The sequence below is a fragment of the Streptosporangium sp. NPDC003464 genome (assembly GCF_053588315.1).
In genome coordinates this window covers 23,574-42,474 of sequence record NZ_JBSFPS010000020.1, presented here as the reverse complement: position 1 = coordinate 42,474, position 18,901 = coordinate 23,574, and the positions used below count along the sequence as shown (strand labels likewise).

18 protein-coding genes and 1 pseudogene are annotated in these 18,901 nt (G+C 70.7%); 16 read left to right on the top strand and 3 right to left on the bottom strand.

Features of this window, described 5'->3' with window-relative positions; all coding sequences use genetic code 11:
* Nucleotides 1–40 precede the first annotated feature (40 nt).
* Complete coding sequence (locus ACWDS7_RS07355; RefSeq protein ID WP_451928534.1) at nucleotides 41–688, top strand: phosphatidylserine decarboxylase; 648 nt, start codon at nucleotides 41–43, stop codon at nucleotides 686–688.
* On the top strand, nucleotides 675–1,505 hold the full coding sequence (gene pssA, locus ACWDS7_RS07350; RefSeq protein WP_306868802.1) for a CDP-diacylglycerol--serine O-phosphatidyltransferase: 831 nt from the start codon (nucleotides 675–677) through the stop codon (nucleotides 1,503–1,505). The genes ACWDS7_RS07355 and pssA overlap by 14 nt, the downstream gene beginning before the upstream one ends.
* 288 nt (nucleotides 1,506–1,793) lie before the next feature.
* Here pssA and ACWDS7_RS07345 read toward each other — a convergent pair whose 3' ends face one another.
* The gene (locus ACWDS7_RS07345; RefSeq protein WP_306868804.1) at nucleotides 1,794–2,435 is read right to left on the bottom strand and encodes an MBL fold metallo-hydrolase; all 642 of its coding nucleotides are present in this window, start codon (nucleotides 2,433–2,435) and stop codon (nucleotides 1,794–1,796) included.
* Nucleotides 2,432–3,238, bottom strand: a complete 807-nt coding sequence (locus ACWDS7_RS07340) for a maleylpyruvate isomerase family mycothiol-dependent enzyme (protein ID WP_451928533.1) — start codon at nucleotides 3,236–3,238, stop codon at nucleotides 2,432–2,434. The genes ACWDS7_RS07345 and ACWDS7_RS07340 overlap by 4 nt, the downstream gene beginning before the upstream one ends.
* Nucleotides 3,239–3,468: 230 nt before the next feature.
* On the opposite strand from ACWDS7_RS07340, the gene uvrA reads away from it, so the two are divergent.
* The 12 genes from uvrA (at nucleotide 3,469) to ACWDS7_RS07280 (ending at nucleotide 16,651) form a co-directional block, all read left to right on the top strand.
* Nucleotides 3,469–6,309, top strand: coding sequence for an excinuclease ABC subunit UvrA (gene uvrA, locus ACWDS7_RS07335; protein ID WP_451928532.1), 2,841 nt, complete (start codon nucleotides 3,469–3,471; stop codon nucleotides 6,307–6,309).
* Between the two features lie 107 nt (nucleotides 6,310–6,416).
* On the top strand, nucleotides 6,417–6,824 hold the full coding sequence (locus ACWDS7_RS07330) for a Rieske (2Fe-2S) protein (protein WP_451928531.1): 408 nt from the start codon (nucleotides 6,417–6,419) through the stop codon (nucleotides 6,822–6,824).
* 121 nt (nucleotides 6,825–6,945) lie between these two features.
* Nucleotides 6,946–7,401, top strand: a complete 456-nt coding sequence (locus tag ACWDS7_RS07325) for a Rieske (2Fe-2S) protein (RefSeq protein WP_451928530.1) — start codon at nucleotides 6,946–6,948, stop codon at nucleotides 7,399–7,401.
* Nucleotides 7,402–7,540: 139 nt separating this feature from the next.
* Nucleotides 7,541–9,490, top strand: a complete 1,950-nt coding sequence (gene uvrC, locus ACWDS7_RS07320) for an excinuclease ABC subunit UvrC (RefSeq protein ID WP_451928547.1) — start codon at nucleotides 7,541–7,543, stop codon at nucleotides 9,488–9,490.
* Complete coding sequence (gene rapZ / locus ACWDS7_RS07315) at nucleotides 9,487–10,362, top strand: RNase adapter RapZ (RefSeq protein ID WP_306868812.1); 876 nt, start codon at nucleotides 9,487–9,489, stop codon at nucleotides 10,360–10,362. Before uvrC ends, rapZ begins: the two co-directional genes overlap by 4 nt.
* Nucleotides 10,359–11,294, top strand: coding sequence for a gluconeogenesis factor YvcK family protein (locus tag ACWDS7_RS07310; RefSeq protein ID WP_451928529.1), 936 nt, complete (start codon nucleotides 10,359–10,361; stop codon nucleotides 11,292–11,294). Before rapZ ends, ACWDS7_RS07310 begins: the two co-directional genes overlap by 4 nt.
* A 92-nt stretch (nucleotides 11,295–11,386) precedes the next feature.
* Nucleotides 11,387–12,367 (top strand): DNA-binding protein WhiA, encoded by a 981-nt coding sequence (gene whiA / locus ACWDS7_RS07305; protein ID WP_012892507.1) that lies wholly within the window; start codon nucleotides 11,387–11,389, stop codon nucleotides 12,365–12,367.
* Between the two features lie 398 nt (nucleotides 12,368–12,765).
* The gene (gene gap, locus ACWDS7_RS07300; RefSeq protein WP_451928546.1) at nucleotides 12,766–13,770 is read left to right on the top strand and encodes a type I glyceraldehyde-3-phosphate dehydrogenase; all 1,005 of its coding nucleotides are present in this window, start codon (nucleotides 12,766–12,768) and stop codon (nucleotides 13,768–13,770) included.
* A complete protein-coding gene (locus ACWDS7_RS07295; protein ID WP_451928528.1) occupies nucleotides 13,770–14,957 on the top strand; it encodes a phosphoglycerate kinase in 1,188 nt (395 codons plus the stop codon). Before gap ends, ACWDS7_RS07295 begins: the two co-directional genes overlap by 1 nt.
* Nucleotides 14,958–15,078: 121 nt before the next feature.
* Entirely contained in the window at nucleotides 15,079–15,840 is a 762-nt protein-coding gene (gene tpiA, locus ACWDS7_RS07290) for a triose-phosphate isomerase (protein ID WP_306875663.1), read from the top strand.
* Nucleotides 15,841–15,975: 135 nt separating this feature from the next.
* Nucleotides 15,976–16,206: a preprotein translocase subunit SecG gene (gene secG / locus ACWDS7_RS07285; RefSeq protein ID WP_306868819.1), complete on the top strand. Its 231-nt coding sequence runs from the start codon at nucleotides 15,976–15,978 to the stop codon at nucleotides 16,204–16,206.
* Nucleotides 16,207–16,303: 97 nt separating this feature from the next.
* A complete protein-coding gene (locus tag ACWDS7_RS07280) occupies nucleotides 16,304–16,651 on the top strand; it encodes an RNA polymerase-binding protein RbpA (RefSeq protein WP_012892502.1) in 348 nt (115 codons plus the stop codon).
* A 218-nt stretch (nucleotides 16,652–16,869) separates the two neighbouring features.
* Here ACWDS7_RS07280 and ACWDS7_RS07275 read toward each other — a convergent pair whose 3' ends face one another.
* A complete protein-coding gene (locus tag ACWDS7_RS07275; protein ID WP_451928527.1) occupies nucleotides 16,870–17,517 on the bottom strand; it encodes a TetR/AcrR family transcriptional regulator in 648 nt (215 codons plus the stop codon).
* A 116-nt stretch (nucleotides 17,518–17,633) separates the two neighbouring features.
* Between ACWDS7_RS07275 and ACWDS7_RS07270 the strand changes: the two genes are divergently transcribed.
* Together ACWDS7_RS07270 and ACWDS7_RS07265 are read left to right on the top strand one after the other, a co-directional pair.
* Complete coding sequence (locus ACWDS7_RS07270) at nucleotides 17,634–17,846, top strand: hypothetical protein (protein WP_451928526.1); 213 nt, start codon at nucleotides 17,634–17,636, stop codon at nucleotides 17,844–17,846.
* 62 nt (nucleotides 17,847–17,908) lie between these two features.
* A pseudogene (locus ACWDS7_RS07265) lies at nucleotides 17,909–18,874 on the top strand (RNA polymerase sigma factor); the annotation flags it as partial.
* Between the last annotated feature and the right edge of the window lie 27 nt (nucleotides 18,875–18,901).

Genomic DNA, 18,901 nt, shown 5'->3' with positions numbered 1-18,901 from the left:
ATACCGGTCTAATGCCGCAAGACATCACAAAAGGTTCCCCGTGTCCCACGATTCAGCAAGCCATCAGCCAGGCCGGATACGGCTGGCACGTGGCGTCTCCCCGTGGTTGCTCCCGACCGTGACCGCCGCCGCAGTGACCTCGCTGCTCAGCCGCCGTGACCGGCGCTGGGCGCTCGCGGCGGCACCTCTGGCCGCGCTCACCGGTGGCATGCTCTGGTTCTTCCGCGATCCGGAGCGCACGCCGGGCTCCGCGCGGATCCTGTCGCCCGCCGACGGCGTGGTGCAGAGCATCGACCCCTGGCCGGACGGCCGCACGAGGGTGGCCATCTTCATGAGCCCCCTCGACGTGCACGTCAACCGTGCGCCGCTGGCCGGTACGGTCACCTCGGTGGAGCACGTGGCAGGCGGGTTCCTGCCCGCCTTCAACAAGGACAGCGACAAGAACGAGCGGGTCGTATGGCACCTGGACACCGCGCTCGGCGACATCGAGCTGGTCCAGATCGCCGGTGCGGTCGCGCGCCGCATCATCCCCTACCTGGCGGCCGGGGCGAAGGTGGCCAAGGCCGACAGGATCGGGCTCATCCGGCTCGGCTCGCGCGTGGACCTCTATCTCCCCGAGGGAATCGCACCCGCCGTGTCGGTCGGCCAGCGGACCGTCGCGGGGGTGACAGCTCTTGACCACGGCTGACGCGAGCTGGCCGCTGGACGAGACGGACGACGAGCCCCGGGGGCCCGTCGGCAAGGCGTTCCGGCTCTCGGCGGCTGACTCCCTCTCCCTCGGCAACGCGCTGTGCGGCTTCCTCGCGGTCTGCGTGCTGGCCTGGTCGGCGATCAACCAGCTCCAGGCGGGCGGGAAGTTCGCGGCCGTCCCCCAGTTCTTCGGCACCGCGGTGGTGCTGCTGCTGATCGGCGCCACCTGCGACCTGTTCGACGGCCTGGTGGCCCGCAAGTTCCGTGCCTCGGCCATGGGGGCCGAGCTGGACAACCTGGCCGATGTGATCAGTTTCGGCTTCGCCCCCGCCTTCATGGTGGTCATCTGGGGCGGTTTCACCCAGCGGGTGCCGTTCCCGCTGGTGATGGTCGCCGCGGCGTCGGTGCTGCTGGCCGGCGTCATCAGGCTGGCCCGTTTCGCCTGCGTGAAGACCAAGAGCGGCGACTTCATGGGCCTGCCCATCCCGATGGGCGCCATGACGGTGGTCTCGATCGTGCTGCTGTTCCCGCCGTCGCTGGTGACCCTGCTGCCGATCTTCGGCGTGGCCTACCTCATGGTGAGCCGGATCGAGTATCCCAAGCCCAAGGGCAACCTGGCGGCCGTCGTGCTCGCCTGGATGATGATCAACGTCGCCTGCCTGACCATCTGGGCCGCGGGCCTGCCCGGCGGTGACACCCTGATCAAGGTCGGCGCCATCATGCAGGTGGCCATCGTGGCCGCCATCCCGTTGCGCATCCTGATGTTCAAGCGGGAGAAGCGCAAGGAGCGCAAGGAGTCGGCCAGCATCACCTGAGGGCTCCGGGCACCGGCGCGCGGGCCAGGACCGCCGTGCGCCGGTCTCCGCGCCTGCCGGCCGCGTTCCCCGAGGCCCGTCCGCCCGGCGGTCGTGTTCCTCCTGGGGGCGCGGCCCGAGGCCCCTCCGTCCGCCGGTCGCGTTCCCCCAGAAGCCCGGCCCGTCCGTCCGCCGGTCGTGTTCCTCCTGAGGGGCGGCCGGAGGCCCCGCCCGCCGGTCGCGTTCCCTGGAGCGCGGCCGGAGGCTCCGCCCGTCCGCCCGGAGGGCGCCGGGTGGGCCGGGTGAGGGTTACCAGCCGCGCTCGCGCCACTGCGGCAGGGAGGGGCGCTCGGCGCCCAGCGTGGTGTCCCTGCCGTGCCCCGGATAGACCCAGGTCTCGTCGGGCAGCCGGTCGAAGACGCGCTCCGACACGTCCGTGAAGAGCTGGGTGAAGCGCTCCGGGTCCTTGTTGGTGTTGCCGACGCCGCCGGGGAACAGCGAGTCGCCGGTGAACAGGTGGCCGGGATGGTGCAGGGCGATCGAGCCCGGCGTGTGCCCGCGCAGGTGGATCACCTCCAGCGTGACCACCCCGACGGTGACCCCGTCGCCGTGGCCGACCTCCAGGTCCACCGGCACCGGCAGCGCGGCGGCGTCGAGCGGGTGGGCGACCACCGCCGCGCCCGTCGCCGCGGCGACCTGTTCCAGGGCCTGCCAGTGGTCGCCGTGCTGGTGGGTGGTGACGATCTTGCTGATCGGCCGGTCGCCGATGAGCTCCAGCAGGCGGTCCGGCTCGGCGGCGGCATCGATGAGCACGCCGTCCCCGGTCTTGTTGCACCGCAGCAGGTAGGCGTTGTTGTCGAAGGGGCCGACGGCCAGTTTGGAGATCGTCAGGGCGGGCAGTTCGCGCACGTCGGCCGGGCCGCCGACCTGCACGTCACCTGTGTACGTCACGGATACTCCTCGGGCGGGGTAGCGGGCAGGTGAGGAGGCGCGGACGTGGTCGGCCACGGCGGCGGCGCGGGCGGCCGCCCGGCGCCGGCGGGCCGGTTGCCGCTGGTCCCCTCGGGCATCACCCTAAGCCCCGCCCCCGGTGAGCGGCCGGTCAGCCAGCCCAGCAGGGCCCAGGCGTCGCCCTGCAGCACCGGCCCGGTCCCGAGGCCCGGCCAGACCTGGTGATGCTCCTCGCCGTCCTTGACCTCCTCGACGACGATCTCGCTGACCGTGCCGAGCTCATGCGGCCAGGAGACCATCGCGTCGTGCAGCTCCCTGCGGACGAACGCCTCCGGCCAGTCGGCGCACTCGTAGCCCGCCCCCAGGTCCACGTGGTGCATCTCGACCTCGCGCAGCCGGCGGACCAGCACGTACCAGGCCGGGTGGCTGGGCGGGTGGGCGCCGCCGACCATCGTCGCCCAGCCCTCGGCGGGCACCGCGGCGACTGCCCTGGCCAGCCGTGCCGCGCTCTCCTCCAGGTCGGCCAGCTGCTCCTTCGCCGGCCGTGCGGCTCCCGCCTCGATCCCGGCGTCGCGCGCCCCCGCATCGGGGTACTGCGGGGTCTCGACGCCGGTCCTGGCCCACGTCATCAGGTTGACGTGGCTGTCGGCGTTGCGGGCGACATGGGCGAGCACGTGCCCGCGGGTCCAGCCGGGCAGCCGGGAGGGGGCCGAGACGTCGGCGTCGGACAGTCTCGCGGCGGTGGCCAGCAGCCGACCGGTAGAGGCGGCCAGCTCGGCCTGGAAAGCTTCTACGACATCCATCTCCTCACTCCATCACCCGGGTGGGGAGGTGGGCCAGGGCATAAAACACCGTGTCGCCGCGGTTGGAACATGTGGTCGATGCATCAAGTGACCGGTAAGGCTCACGGGAAGACCGTAGTCTGGAGAGGGCCGGGAAGTTCGGCCCCCAGGCGCCGCCCCGAAATTGTCGGGCCCCCTCGCTAGTCTTCCCGCGACCGCTCTTAACCCTCTACAACGACGTCGGGATTGCTGTGGCTGACCGCCTCATCGTGCGTGGCGCACGCGAACACAACCTCAAGGACGTCTCGCTGGACCTGCCGCGAGACTCTCTGATCGTTTTCACTGGCCTGTCCGGCTCGGGCAAGTCCAGCCTGGCCTTCGACACCATCTTCGCCGAAGGTCAGCGTCGCTATGTCGAATCACTGTCGGCCTACGCCCGCCAGTTCCTCGGGCAGATGGACAAGCCCGACGTCGACTTCATCGAGGGGCTCTCGCCCGCGGTGTCGATCGACCAGAAGTCGACGAGCCGCAACCCGCGTTCGACGGTCGGCACGATCACCGAGGTCTACGACTACCTCCGGCTGCTCTGGGCGCGCATCGGCAAGCCGCACTGCCCCCGGTGCGGCCGGACGATCGCCCGGCAGAGCCCGGAGCAGATCGTCGACCGCGTGATGGAGCTCGAGGAGGGGACCCGCTTCCAGGTCCTCGCCCCGGTGATCCGCGGACGCAAGGGCGAATACGCCGAGCTCTTCAGCCAGCTTCAGGTCAAGGGCTTCGCCCGGGCCCGTGTCGACGGCACGGTGGTCCGGCTGGACGAGCCGCCGACGCTGAAGAAGCAGGAGAAGCACGACATCGAGGTGATCGTCGACCGGCTGGCGGTGAAGGAGAGCGCGCGCAGCCGCCTCACCGGCTCCGTGGAGACCGCCCTGCAGCTCTCGGGGGGCACGATCACGCTGGAGTTCGTCGACCTCCCCGAGGACGACCCCAACCGTGAGCGCTTCTACTCCGAGCACCTCTACTGCCCCTACGACGACCTGTCGTTCGAGGAGTTGGAGCCCCGCTCGTTCTCCTTCAACTCGCCCTTCGGCGCCTGCCCCGAGTGCACCGGTCTCGGGGTGCGGATGGAGGTCGACCCCGACCTGGTCGTGCCCGACCCGGACAAGACCCTGGGCGAGGGCGCGATCTCCCCGTGGGCCGGCGGGCACACCAGCGACTACTTCATCCGCCTCGTCGAGGCGCTCGGCCTCGCGATGGGCTTCAAGCTCACCACCCCGTGGGAGAAACTGCCGAAGAAGGCGCACAACGCCCTGCTGCACGGCTACGACGAGCAGGTCCACGTCCGCTACAGCAACCGCTACGGCCGCGAGCGCTCCTACTACACCACCTTCGAGGGGGCCATCCCCTGGGTGCAGCGCCGCCACGCCGAGGCCGAGAGCGACGGCATGCGGGAGAAATACGAAGGCTACATGCGGGAGATCCCGTGCCCGGCCTGCAAGGGGGCCAGGCTCAAGCCGGTCTCGCTGGCCGTCACGGTGGAGGACCGCTCGATCGCCGAGGTCTCGGCGATGTCGATCGGCGACTGCGCGAAGTTCCTGGCCGGGCTCAGGCTGTCCGACCGGGACATGCAGATCGCCGAGCGGGTCGTCAAGGAGATCAACGCCCGGATGGGCTTCCTGCTGGACGTGGGTCTCGACTACCTGACCATGGACCGCGCCTCGGGCACCCTCGCCGGCGGCGAGGCCCAGCGCATCCGGCTGGCCACCCAGATCGGCTCGGGCCTGGTCGGGGTGCTCTACGTGCTCGACGAGCCGTCCATCGGCCTGCACCAGCGTGACAACCAGCGGCTGCTGGAGACCCTGATCCGGCTGCGGGACATGGGCAACACCCTCATCGTGGTCGAGCACGACGAGGACACCATCGCCGCCGCCGACTGGGTGGTGGACATCGGCCCCGGCGCCGGTGAGCACGGCGGCCAGGTCGTCGTCTCCGGCACGGTCGCCGACCTGCTGGCCTCCGAGGGCTCGATGACCGGCGCCTACCTGTCCGGGCGCAGGAGCATCGCCATCCCCGCCAAGCGCCGCAAGCGTGACCGCAAGCGGCAGATCACGGTGAAGGGCGCCCGCGAGCACAACCTCAAGGGCGTGGACGTGGAGTTCCCCCTCGGGGTGTTCACCGCGGTCACCGGCGTCTCGGGGTCGGGCAAGTCCACGCTGGTCAACGACATCCTCTACAACGCCCTGGCCAAGGAGCTGAACGGCGCGCGCACCGTCCCCGGCCGTCACTCGCGGGTCAACGGCATGGACCTCGTCGACAAGGTCGTGCACGTGGACCAGTCGCCGATCGGCCGCACCCCCCGCTCGAACCCGGCGACCTACACCGGCGTCTTCGACAAGGTGCGCGACCTGTTCGCGCAGACCACCGAGGCCAAGGTCCGCGGCTACCAGAAGGGCCGGTTCAGCTTCAACGTCAAGGGCGGCCGCTGCGAGGCCTGCTCGGGCGACGGCACCATCAAGATCGAGATGAACTTCCTGCCGGACGTCTACGTGCCGTGTGAGATCTGTCACGGGGCGCGATACAACCGGGAGACGCTGGAGGTCCACTACAAGGGCAAGACGATCTCCGAGGTGCTCGACATGCCGATCGAGGAGGCCCTCGGCTTCTTCGACGCGATCCCGTCCATCAAGCGCTACCTCCAGACGCTGAACGACGTCGGCCTGGGCTACGTCCGGCTGGGCCAGCCGGCCACGACCCTGTCGGGCGGTGAGGCCCAGCGCGTCAAGCTCGCCTCCGAGCTGCAGCGCCGCTCCACCGGCCGGACGATCTACGTGCTGGACGAGCCGACCACCGGCCTGCACTTCGAGGACATCCGGCGGCTGCTGGGCGTGCTCGGCAAGCTGGTGGACGGCGGCAACACGGTCATCGTCATCGAGCACAACCTCGACGTGATCAAGACCGCCGACTGGCTGATCGACATGGGGCCCGAGGGCGGCTCCAGGGGCGGCACCGTGCTCGCCACCGGCACGCCCGAGGAGGTCGCCCTGGTCGACGAGAGCCACACCGGCCGCTTCCTGCGCAAGATCCTCGGGACCTGAGGCCGGATGGAGGACCGGGCTCCCGCCTCAATACCCTTGAGGCGGGAGCCCGGTATGCGGGGGACGTTGTGAGAAGGGCCACGATGAGCAGCAGTGAAGGTTCCGCCATGCCCACGCGCAGACATGTGATCGGCGCCACGGCGGCCGTGGCGTGCGGGGCGGCGCTCACCGGTTGCGGCGCGGGCGCGGGCGGACCCGGCCCGGGCATCGTGCCGCCGGGCATCAAGGGGAAGGTCATCGCCCAGACCGCCGAGATACCGGTGGGCGGCGGCAAGGTCATCAGCAAGTGGAAGATCGTGATCACCCAGCCTACCGCCGGGGTGTTCAAGGCGTTCACCGCGAGCTGCCCGCACAAGGGCTGCGCGGTCGGCCGGGTGGCCGACGGCGTCATCCGCTGCCCCTGCCACGGCAGTGAGTTCGCCGCCGACTCCGGCAAGTGCCTCAAGGGCCCGGCGGAGGCCCCGCTGGTGGAGTTCGCGCTGAAGGTCGACGGCGACGGCATCGTGATGGTCTGAGCCCTCCGGCCCGGGACGCGCCGAAAGTGGAATCCTTCACAGTTCTCTGACGCCGGGTACGGCATGCTGGACCGGCATCGGGACCGGCCGTACCCGAGGACGAGATCTTGGAGGGTGACTCATGACTGACACGACACGTCGCGCGGTGATGCTGGGGGCGGGAGGCGCCGGGATGGCGGCGATGCTGACCGCGTGCGCGGGTTACGGCGGATCGGCCGCCGACGGGGCGTCGCCGGCGTCGCCGGCGGCCTCCGAGGCGGGCGCGGCCCCGGTCGGCGCGGAGGCGGGGGCGGGGGCGCTGGCCAAGGCCGCTGACATCCCCCAGGGCGGCGGCAAGGTCTTCAAGGACCAGAAGGTGGTGGTGACCCAGCCCGCCGCCGGGCAGTTCAAGGCCTTCACCTCCGTCTGCACCCACCAGGGGTGTGACGTCGAGAGCGTCTCGGGCGGCACGATCAACTGCCCGTGCCACGGCAGCAAGTTCAAGATCGAGGACGGCTCCGTCGCCGGCGGCCCGGCCAAGAAGCCGCTGGCAGAGAAGGCGATCAAGGTCGAGGGCGGCTCCATCACCCTCGCCTGAGCGAGGTCCGCGGCGCCGGCGCCGACGCCGGGAGAGCGGCGCCGGCGCCGCGGGCACCCCGCGAAGCGGGGGCGGGTAGGGGTTCCGGAGAAGGGATCCTGTCGGTGAAGGCCGATAGGCTTCCGGTGTGGCGAGATCTGTGGTTGGTCCGGCGAGTTTCCGGCCGAGTCCGGGGTCGATCCCCGAATCCCCCGGCGTCTACCGGTTCAGGGACGCCGACGGCCGGGTCATCTACGTGGGCAAGGCCAAGAGCCTGCGCCAGCGGCTCAACTCCTACTTCGCCGACTTCGCCGGGCTCCATCCGCGCACCCAGACCATGCTCACGACCGCCGTCGACGTCGACTGGACGGTCGTCGGCACCGAGGTCGAGGCGCTCCAGCTCGAATACTCCTGGATCAAGGAGTACGACCCGCGGTTCAACGTCAAATACCGCGACGACAAGTCCTACCCCTACCTCGCGGTCACCATGGGCGAGGAGTTCCCCCGGGTCCAGGTGATGCGCGGGGCCAAGCGCAAGGGCACCCGCTACTTCGGGCCCTACTCCCACGCCTGGGCGATCCGGGAGACGGTCGACCTGCTGCTGCGGGTGTTCCCGATCAGGAGCTGCTCGGCGGGGGTGTTCCGGCGCGCCGGGCAGATCGGCCGGCCCTGCCTGCTGGGCTACATCGACAAGTGCTCGGCGCCCTGCGTCGCCAGGGTCACCGCCGAGGAGCACCGGACGCTGGCCGAGGACTTCTGCGACTTCATGGCCGGCAACACCGGCCGCTTCACCAAGCGGCTGGAGCGCGAGATGCGCCAGGCGGCCGCCGAGCAGGAATACGAGCGGGCCGCCCGGCTCCGCGACGACATCCAGGCACTGCTGCGGGCGATGGAGAAGCAGGCCGTGGTGCTGGGGGAGGGCACCGACTGCGATGTGATCGCGCTGGCGGAGGATCCGCTGGAGGCGGCGGTGCAGGTGTTCTACGTCCGCGGCGGACGCATCAGAGGGCAGCGCGGCTGGGTGGTCGACAAGGTCGAGGAGGCCGGGCCCGGCGAGCTGGTCGAGCAGTTCCTGCTGCAGATGTACGGCGAGGCGACCCCCGAGGCACTGCCCAGGGAGGTGCTGGTGCCCGCCCTCCCCCCTGACGTGGAGGCGGTCACCGAGCTGCTCGGCGAGCACCGCAAGGCCCGGGTGGAGATCCGCGTCCCGCAGCGCGGGGACAAGAAGGCGCTGATGGAGACCGTCGAGCGCAACGCCCTGGAGGCTCTGAAGCAGCACAAGCTCAAGCGGGCCAGCGACCTGACCACCCGGAGCAGGGCGCTGCAGGAGGTCGCCGACGCGCTCGACCTGGACCAGGCGCCGCTACGCATCGAGTGCTACGACGTCTCCCACACCCAGGGCACCAACGTGGTGGCCTCCATGGTGGTGTTCGAGGACGGTCTGGCCCGCAAGAGCGAATACCGCAGGTTCTCCGTCCGCTCCACCGAGGGCGACGTCGCCTCGATCCACGAGGTGATCTCACGCCGGTTCAAGCGCTATCTGGAGGAGCGTTCGGCCACCGGGGAGCTCGACGCCGAGGCCAACGCGGCCCTCGGCCCCGACGCCGACCTCGATCCCGGCGCCGGATCGCCCATCGACCCGGAGACCGGCCGGCCGCGCAAGTTCGCCTACCCGCCCAACCTGGTCGTCGTGGACGGCGGCCCGGCCCAGGCGGCGGCGGCCCGGCGCGCGCTGGACGAGCTGGGCGTGGACGACGTGGCGGTCTGCGGGCTGGCCAAGCGGCTGGAGGAGGTCTGGCTGCCGGGTGAGGACCTGCCGGTGATCCTTCCCCGGTCGAGTGAGGCCCTTTACCTCCTGCAGCGTGTGCGTGACGAGGCCCACAGATTCGCCATCGCCTACCATCGTTCGAAGCGGTCGAAGAGCGTCAAGGAAAGCGCCCTGGACGAGGTCCCCGGGCTCGGCCCGGCCCGCAGACAGGCCCTGATCAAGCATTTCGGATCGGTGAAACGGCTGCGGGAGGCCACCGCGGCCCAGATCTGCGAGATTCCCGGGATCGGCCCCGCCACGGCCGAGACGATCGTGTCGGCCTTGAAGGGGGAGAACCCATGAACAACGGAAGAGAACCGGCGTTCGTCATCGTCACCGGTATGTCGGGGGCGGGACGGAGCACCGCGGCCAAGGCCCTGGAGGACCTCGGCTGGTTCGTCATCGACAACCTGCCGCCCGGCCTGCTGTTCGCCATGGCGGAGGAGGCCGGGCGGGTCAAGCTGGCCGCCGACAAGGTGGCCGCGGTCGTCGACGTGCGCAGCCTGGCCTTCACCACCGACCTCAACGCCGCCATCGAGGAGCTGGACGGCCGCGGCGTCGCCGTCCGGGTGGTGTTCCTGGAGGCCAGCGACGAGGAGCTGGTCCGCAGGTTCGAGAACGTCCGCCGCCCGCACCCGCTTCAGGGAGAGGGCCGGCTGGTCGACGGGATCGCCCGCGAGCGGGGCATCCTGCGCGAGGTCCGGGCAAACGCCGACCTGGTCATCGACACCTCCAACCTCAACGTCCACGAGCTCCGCGGCAAGATCGTCGCCTTCTTCGGCGGCGAGGACCGGCCCGGCCTGCGGGTCAACGTCGTCTCCTTCGGCTACAAGTACGGCCTGCCCGTCGACGCCGACCTGGTCGTCGACTGCCGCTTCCTGCCCAATCCCCACTGGGTTCCGGAACTGCGCCCGATGAACGGGCTGGACACCCCCGTCCGGGAGTATGTTCTCAACCAGCCGGGGGCGAAGGAGCTCCTGGACGCCTACGACGAGGTGGTCGGCATCATCGCGGCCGGTTACACCCGCGAGGGCAAGAGCTATGCCACGCTCGCCGTCGGCTGCACCGGCGGCAAGCACCGCAGTGTCGCGATGGCCGAGCAGATCGGCGGCCGGCTGCGGGACCGGGGTGGCATGGAGGTGCAGGTAAGTCATCGGGATGTGGGCCGGGAGTGATCGAAGGTCTCAAGGTCGTCGCGCTGGGTGGAGGGCATGGCCTGTACGCGTCGCTGTCGGCGCTGCGCAGGGTCACCTCCAGGCTGACGGCGGTGGTCACCGTGGCCGACGACGGGGGGTCGAGCGGCCGGCTCCGCCGGGAGCTCGGCGTGCTGCCCCCGGGAGACCTGCGGATGGCGCTGGCCGCGCTCTGCGGTGACGACGAGTGGGGGCGGACCTGGAGCGAGGTCGTCCAGCACCGTTTCCGGAGTGAGGGCGAACTGCACGGTCACGCGATCGGCAACCTGCTGATCGTGGCGCTGTGGGAGAGGCTCGGCGACACGGTCGCCGGCCTCGACTGGGTCGGCAGGCTGCTCGGCGCGCACGGGCGGGTGCTGCCCATGTCCTCGGTGCCGCTCGACATCGCCGCGGAGGTGGAGCTGGACGGCCAGGTGAGCACCGTGCACGGCCAGGTGGCCTGCGCGCTCACCCCCGGCCGGGTCCAGGCCATCTCGCTGGTCCCGGAGGACCCGCCGGCCTGCCCCGAGGCGGTCCAGGCGGTCCTGGACGCCGACTGGGTGGTCTTCGGCCCCGGCTCGTGGTTCACCAGTGTGCTGCCCCACCTCAAGGTGCCCGAGCTGGCCCAGGCCCTGCACTCCACCCGGGCGCGCCGCCTGGTCGCCCTGAACCTCGCCCCGCAACCGGGGGAGACCGACGGTTTCTCCCCCCAGAAGCACCTGGAGGTGCTGCGCCAGCACGCCCCCGCCCTGGAGATCGACGTGGTGCTCGCCGACACCGGGGTGGCCGAGGACGGGGAGGAGCTGGCCAAGGCGGCCGCCGAGCTCGGCGGCCGGCTCGTCCTGGCGGCCGTGGCGGACGAGGACGGCTCGCCGCGGCACGATGCGCAACGTCTTGCCTCCGTCCTGGACGAGATTTTCCGTGAGAAGCGTTGATCCTGGTCAGCGGTGCTCAGGAGTGCGAGAAACTTCTGTGAGCCTGGTTTTATCGGGTCGCATGAGGTCTGTATGGGGGAGGACGAACGCACATGGCGATGACAGGTGTGGTCAAGGACGAGCTGAGCAGGCTGCCGGTCCTGAAGCCTTGCTGCCGTAAGGCCGAGGTGTCGACGCTCCTGCGGTTCGCGAGCGGACTGCACCTGGTGGGCGGGCGGATCGTGATCGAGGCGGAGCTCGACACCAACGTCACGGCCAGGCGGCTCATCAAGGACATCGGCGAGGTGTTCGGCCACAAGGCGGAAGTGCTCGTCCTGGCCCCCGCGGGGCTGCGCAAGGGCTCACGTTACGTGGTGCGGGTCTACCGCGACGGGGAGGCCCTGGCCCGCCAGACCGGGTTGATCGACAACCACGGCCGCCCGGTCCGCGGCCTGCCGCGCCAGGTCGTCGCGGGGGCGACCTGTGACGCCGAGGCCGCCTGGCGGGGGGCCTTCCTGGCGCACGGCTCGCTGACCGAGCCGGGCCGCTCCATGTCGCTGGAGGTCACCTGCCCGGGGCCGGAGGCGGCGCTCGCGCTGGTCGGCTCCGCCCGGCGGCTGAAGATCCACGCCAAGGCCCGCGAGGTCCGGGGCGTGGACCGGGTCGTGGTCCGCGACGGTGACGCGATCAGCGCGCTGCTGACCCGGCTGGGCGCCCACGACAGCGTGCTGGCCTGGGAGGAGCGGCGGATGCGCCGCGAGGTGCGGGCGACGGCCAACCGCCTGGCCAACTTCGACGACGCCAACCTGCGCCGCTCGGCCCGTGCCGCGGTCGCCGCCGGGGCCCGGGTCCAGCGCGCCCTGGAGATCCTCGGCGAGGAGGCCCCGGAGCACCTGGTGATCGCCGGCCGCCTGCGGGTCGAGCACAAGCAGGCCTCCCTGGAGGAGCTCGGCCAGCTCGCCGACCCGCCGCTGACCAAGGACGCCATCGCCGGCCGCATCCGGCGCCTGCTCGCCATGGCCGACAAGCGCGCCCAGGACATCGGCATCCCCAACACCGAGGCGAACCTCACGGTGGACATGCTGGCGCCGTAGACGCCCCTTGGCGTAGAAGGAGCCGGCCCCGCCGTCCGGTGCCCGGCCCCTTCCGCGTGGCCTGCCGCCTGTCCGGTGCGGCCCGCGGTGGCCGGCCGGCCCGCTGCGCGCGGTGGGGCCGCCGGGCCCGGCCCCGGCACCGGGACGGGGCCGTCCCCGGGTCTGCGGACCGGCCGCATGATGGCTGGTCCTGAGGGGATTGCGGGTATTTACAGTGACGAGTCGGGCACTTCACTTGAACGGCACGATACCTACCCATGGGTTAACGGAGAACGGACCCCACCCCGCCAGTGGTCTACACCAATTTGGGTCCGATAGGGTTCGTGGTTGAGGTTTCAGCCCGCCCCAAGTCGCCGGTCCGGTGGATCGGCGCACCGACGTACGAGGAGATCGGCACCGTGACCATCCGCGTAGGCGTCAACGGATTCGGCCGCATCGGTCGCAACTTCTGGCGTGCGGTCGCTGCCAGCGGCAAGGACATCGAGATCGTTGCGGTCAACGACCTGACCGACAACGCCACGCTCGCCCACCTGCTCAAGTACGACAGCATCCTCGGCCGCCTGCCGTACGAGGTGAAGAGCACCGCCGACGAGATCGTCGTCGACGGCAAGTCGATCAAGGCGTTCGCCGAGCGCGACCCCGCCAAGCTGCCCTGGGGCGACCTCGGGGTGGACGTCGTGGTGGAGTCCACCGGCTTCTTCACCGACGCCAACAAGGCCCGGGTGCACGCCGACAACGGCGCCAAGAAGGTCATCATCTCGGCCCCGGCCAAGAACGAAGACGTCACCATCGTGATGGGCGTCAACCACGACAAGTACGACCCGGCCAACCACACGATCATCTCCAACGCGTCGTGCACCACCAACTGCCTGGCTCCGATGGCCAAGGTCCTCAACGACACCTTCGGCATCGAGAAGGGTCTGATGACCACCATCCATGCCTACACGCAGGACCAGAACCTGCAGGACGGCCCGCACAGCGACCTGCGCCGCGCCCGCGCCGCCGCGCTGAACATCGTGCCCACCTCGACCGGCGCCGCCAAGGCGATCGGCCTGGTGCTGCCCGAGCTCAAGGGCAAGCTCGACGGGTTCGCGCTGCGCGTGCCGATCCCCACCGGCTCGGCCACCGACCTGACCGTGGAGGTCGGCCGTGAGACCACCGTCGAGGAGGTCAACGCCGCGATGAAGGCCGCCGCCGAGGGCGACCTCAAGGGCTTCCTGACCTACACCGAGGACCCGATCGTCTCCTCCGACATCGTCACCGACCCGTCCTCCTGCATCTTCGACGCGGGCCTGACCAAGGTGATCGGCAACCAGGTCAAGGTCGTCGGCTGGTACGACAACGAGTGGGGCTACTCCAACCGCCTCGGCGACCTCATCGAGCTGGTCGGCACCGGCCTCTGATGAAGGACCTGTCTGAGTTCGACGTGAAGGGTCGGCGCGTCCTCGTCCGCGCCGACCTCAACGTCCCCCTCGACGGGGACGTCATCACCGACGACGGCCGCATCCGCGCCTCGGTGCCGACGATCCAGGAGCTCGCCGGCAAGGGCGCGCGCGTGATCGTCTGCGCCCACCTGGGGCGCCCCAAGGGGACGGCGGACCCGAAATGCTCGCTGGCCCCGGTGGCCAGGCGGCTGGGTGAGCTGCTGGGCTCCGAGGTGGCCCACGCGACCGACGTGGTCGGGGAGTCGGCGCAGAGCGTCGTGGCGGCGCTCCAGGACGGCCAGGTGGCCCTGCTGGAGAACCTGCGCTTCGAGCCGGGCGAGGAGTCCAAGGACGACGGGCAGCGGGCGGCCTTCGCCGAGAAGCTGGCCGCGCTGGCGGAGATCTACGTCGGTGACGGCTTCGGCGCCGTGCACCGCAAGCACGCCAGCGTCTACGACGTCCCGCTGCTGCTGCCGCACGCGGCGGGCAGGCTGGTCGTGGCCGAGGTCGAGGTGCTCAGGAAGCTGACCGACGAGCCGGTCCGGCCCTACGCCGTGGTGCTGGGCGGAGCCAAGGTCTCCGACAAGCTCGGGGTCATCGGCAACCTGCTCACCAAGGTCGACAGGCTGATCATCGGCGGTGGCATGGCCTACACCTTCCTGGCCGCCCAGGGCTACGAGGTGGGCCGGTCGCTGCTCCAGCGGGACCAGCTCGACCAGGTCCGCGAGTTCCTCAACGAGGCGTCCAAGCGCGGTGTGGAGCTCGTCCTGCCGGTCGACGTGCTGGCGGCCGTGGACTTCGCCGAGGACGCCGAGTACGAGGTGGTCGACGCCACCGCGATCCCGGCCGACCGGCAGGGGCTCGACATCGGCCCGCGCAGCCGCGAGCTGTTCGCGGCCAAGCTGGCCGACGCCGCGACCGTGTTCTGGAACGGCCCGATGGGCGTCTTCGAGTTCGAGGCGTTCTCCGGCGGAACCCGGGCCGTCGCCGAGGCGTTGATCAGGTCGGAGGCGTTCACCGTCGTCGGCGGTGGTGACTCGGCCGCGGCCGTGCGCAAGCTCGGCCTCCCCGAGGACGGGTTCTCGCACATCTCCACCGGTGGCGGTGCCAGCCTCGAATACCTGGAAGGCAAGACCCTGCCCGGACTCGTCGCGCTGGAGGCCTAGGAGTGGACCGACGCAATGAGCACCGTGCCGTCCCGGGGTGCCCCGGGGCGGCGGGGGCGGGCCGTCCGACGAGCGAGCGAGGATCGAGGAGCGACAGGTGACCACGGCGCGCAGGCCGCTCATGGCCGGTAACTGGAAGATGAACCTCAACCACCTGGAGGCCATCGCCCACACCCAGAAGCTGGCGTTCGCACTGAACGACAAGGACTTCGACAGGGTCGACGTGGCGCTGCTGCCGCCGTTCACCGATCTGCGCAGCGTGCAGACGCTCGTGGACGGCGACAAGCTGCGGATCGTGTACGGCGGGCAGGACCTGTCGCGGCACGACGGCGGCGCCTACACCGGAGACGTCTCCGGGGCGATGCTCGCCAAGCTCGGCTGCACCTTCGTCCTGGTCGGGCACTCCGAGCGGCGCCAGTACCACCACGAGGACGACGACCTGGTCAACGCCAAGGTGTTGGCGGCCTACCGGCACTCGCTCACGCCGATCCTGTGCGTGGGGGAGGGCCTGCCGGTCCGTCAGGCCGGCGGCCAGGTGGCCCACAGCGTCTCGCAGCTCGACGGGGCGCTGCGCACGGTCACCGCCGAGCAGGCTCGGTCCGTCGTGGTGGCCTACGAGCCGGTCTGGGCGATCGGCACCGGGGAGGTGGCCACCCCGGCCGACGCGCAGGAGGTCTGTTCGGCGCTGCGTGCCCGACTCGCCGAGCTGTATGACGGTGAGGTGGCCGCCGCGGTCCGTATCCTTTACGGTGGCTCGGTCAAGTCTGACAACATCGCCGGCATCATGGACCAGCCCGATGTCGACGGTGCCCTGGTCGGCGGTGCCAGCCTCGATCCGGGGGAGTTCGTCAAGCTCTGCCGCTTCGGCGAGATGTCCGTCTGAGTAGGCTGTTCGGAGGGTACGACTTGACAGCACGTCGTACCCTCTTAGAGCAAGTTTGAATCGTCACGCCACAGGCGTCATACAAGGGGCGCGCCCCGGACGCGGGGCCGCGCGTAAACAGGGAACAGGTCAACGGTGACAATCGGAATCTCCATCGCCCTCATTCTGGCGAGCATGCTGATGGTACTGCTTGTGCTGCTTCACAAGGGCAAGGGCGGTGGCCTGTCGGATCTGTTCGGTGGCGGGTTCTCGTCGTCGTTCGGAGGCTCCTCGGTCGTGGAGCGCAACCTTGACCGCCTCACCATCATCACCGGGGTGGTCTGGTTCGTCTGCATCATCGCGCTGGGCCTGCTCCTTAAGCCCTGACCCCTGAAAGCCCTGACCTGGCTTTCGCGAAGCGTGACAGTGGTTCAGCCCCCCGCATCCAACCGAGCGGCGGGGCCATCGAGCGAGGAGTTCATCCGTGGGTAGTGGCAACGCGATCCGTGGCAGCCGTGTCGGCGCGGGCCCGATGGGGGAGGCGGAGCGGGGCGAGGCGGCTCCCCGTGTGAGGGTCCCGTTCTGGTGCGCCAACATGCATGAGACGCGTCCCAGCTTCGCCAGCGACGCGGCCGTGCCGGAGTTCTGGGACTGCCCCCGATGTGGTCTCCCGGCCGGTCAGGACGAGGCCAACCCGCCCGCGCCGCCGCGTAACGAGCCTTACAAGACGCACCTCGCCTATGTGAAGGAGCGTCGCAGCGACAAGGACGGCGCCCAGATCCTGGCCGAGGCCCTGGAGCGCCTGCGCTCCTCCTCGCGCCCGATCTACTAGGCACCGCCCGCCGAAGGCCCCCGTGGAACTTCTCCACGGGGGCCTTCGGCATGTCCGCGCGGGGGTGCGGGCCGGCACCCCCCGCGCGGACACGCCCCCGTGCGGGGTGGACCGCCGTACGGACACGTCGCCGCGTGGGGTGGACCGCCGTACGGACACGTCGCGGTGCGGGGCGGGTACCCCTCTCGCCGGGGGAGCCGCGCCGGCGTGCCGGCCGGTCAGCCGGCCGCCTGCCGTACGGCGTAGCCGCCGACGGAGGGCTCCAGCAGATCGAAGACACGGCGGGCCGATCCGGCGACGGCTGTGGCGATCTCCTCGTTGCTCAGGCCGTCGAGGGTGCGGCGCTGGACCTCGGTGAAGAGCACGCGGTGGGCGCCGCCGAGCTGGGTGGCCACCGCGCGCGGGGTGATGTCGTGCGGCCCGGCCCCCGTCTCGGCGGCCAGGATCTCGGCCAGCGCGTCCTCGCGCTGGTCGTGCAGATCGCGGATGCGGGCCACCAGGGTCGGACTGTCGGCGATCATGCGGGCGAACTGGACGCCGGAGAAGCCGATGACGGGGTCGTGACGCTCCACCGCCGCGAGGAACGCCCCGGCGAGCGCGGCGAGGGCCGACTGGCCGGGCTCTCGGCTCGCGACCGTACGGGCGGGACCGGCGACGAACTCCTCGTGGTGGTCGAGGGCCAGATCCTCCTTGCGCGGGAAGTAGTTGGTCACGGTCATCTTGGCCACCCTGGCCGCCGCCGCGACGTCGGCGATGGTCGTCCTGTCGAACCCGCGCTCGATGAAGAGCCGCGTGGCCTGGTCCGAGATGGCCTGGCGGGTCTCGCGCTTCTTCAGCTCCCGCAGACCCAGTGTCTCTGTGCTCATGCCCCCACCCTCTCATAGGTCCGACATTTTTTTAGGTCGGACCTGATTTTGTGTTGACATCCGTGTTGGTTGGACCTAAATTTATGTCCGTTCCAAGATTTACGGACGGAGAACGTGTGAACATCCAGCCGCTCGCCCCCTCCCACTCCCCGGCCGCCGGTGCCGCCACGGTCAAGCTCGACGGCCTCGATCTCGGGGCTGCCCGTGGCCCGGCGGTCCAAGGGGCCGGGCCGTACCGGCCGCACCGTCGCGAGCGCGACGGCGCGCGCTCCACCGGCAGGACGGTCCCCTCCCGCCGCCCCCTGCAGCAGACGCGGCGCACCTACTGAGCCAAGCCCCCGTCCCCTCGCTCCCGCACGGAGAGGTATCCGCTTTGTCCCTCAGCTCCACCCTCACCCGGTCCGACGACGGAGTCCCGGCCACCACGGCCACGACGGCGACCGGCGCGGGCGCCGCCGCCGACCCGGTCCGCGCCTACCTCAAGCAGATCGGCACGGTCCCGCTGCTCTCCGCCGAGCAGGAGGTCGAGCTGGCCCGGCGCGTCGAGGCGGGCCTGTTCGCCCAGGAGCGCCTCGACGCCGGGCGGCTCCCCGCGGGTCTGAGGGCCGAGCTGGAACACATCGCCGAGGACGGCCGCCGCGCCAAGGACCGCTTCCTGGAGGCCAACCTGCGGCTGGTGGTCTCGATCGCCAAACGCTACGCCGGACGCGGGATGCCCTTGCTCGACCTGATCCAGGAGGGCAACCTGGGCCTGATCCGCACGGTGGAGAAGTTCGACCACAGGCTGGGGTTCAAGTTCTCCACCTATGCCACCTGGTGGATCAAGCAGGCGATCACCCGGGCCATGGCCGACCAGGCGCGGACCATCCGCGTCCCGGTCCACATGGTCGAAATGATCAACAAGGTGGCCCGGGCGCGGCAGCGGCTCCTGCGCGACCTGGGCCGCGAGCCGGCCGCGGAGGAGCTGGCGGCCGAGCTCGACCTGACTCCGGAGAAGGTCGCCGAGATCCAGGAGTACGGCCGCGAGCCGATCTCCCTGCACACGCCGTTCGGCGACGAGGGCGACGGCGAGCTCGGCGACCTGATCGAGGACGCCGGGGCCGTCACCCCGGAGGCGGCGGCCGCCTTCACCCTGCTCCAGGAGCAGGTGCGCGCCCTGCTCGGCACGTTGGCCGGGCGCGAGGCGGACGTGATCTCCATGCGGTTCGGGCTGGCCGACGGCAGGCCCCGGACCCTGGACGAGATCGGCAGGGCCCACGGTGTCAGCCGTGAGCGGATCCGCCAGATCGAGGCCAAGGCCATGTCCAAACTCCGCCACCCCTCCAGGTCGGAGCCCCTGCGCGACTACCTGGACTGAGAAAGGCCCGCCCCGCCGCCCCGGTCC

Excerpts from the sequence above, each read along its gene's own strand:
- ACWDS7_RS07340 (WP_451928533.1), bottom strand. The coding sequence starts at position 3,238 with ATGGATGTCGTAGAAGCTTTCCAGGCCGAGCTGGCCGCCTCTACCGGT.
- ACWDS7_RS07330 (WP_451928531.1), top strand. The coding sequence starts at position 6,417 with ATGCCCACGCGCAGACATGTGATCGGCGCCACGGCGGCCGTGGCGTGC.
- ACWDS7_RS07325 (WP_451928530.1), top strand. The coding sequence starts at position 6,946 with ATGACTGACACGACACGTCGCGCGGTGATGCTGGGGGCGGGAGGCGCC.
- rapZ (WP_306868812.1), top strand. The coding sequence starts at position 9,487 with ATGAACAACGGAAGAGAACCGGCGTTCGTCATCGTCACCGGTATGTCG.
- whiA (WP_012892507.1), top strand. The coding sequence starts at position 11,387 with ATGGCGATGACAGGTGTGGTCAAGGACGAGCTGAGCAGGCTGCCGGTC.
- ACWDS7_RS07295 (WP_451928528.1), top strand. The coding sequence starts at position 13,770 with ATGAAGGACCTGTCTGAGTTCGACGTGAAGGGTCGGCGCGTCCTCGTC.
- tpiA (WP_306875663.1), top strand. The coding sequence starts at position 15,079 with ATGGCCGGTAACTGGAAGATGAACCTCAACCACCTGGAGGCCATCGCC.
- ACWDS7_RS07275 (WP_451928527.1), bottom strand. The coding sequence starts at position 17,517 with ATGAGCACAGAGACACTGGGTCTGCGGGAGCTGAAGAAGCGCGAGACC.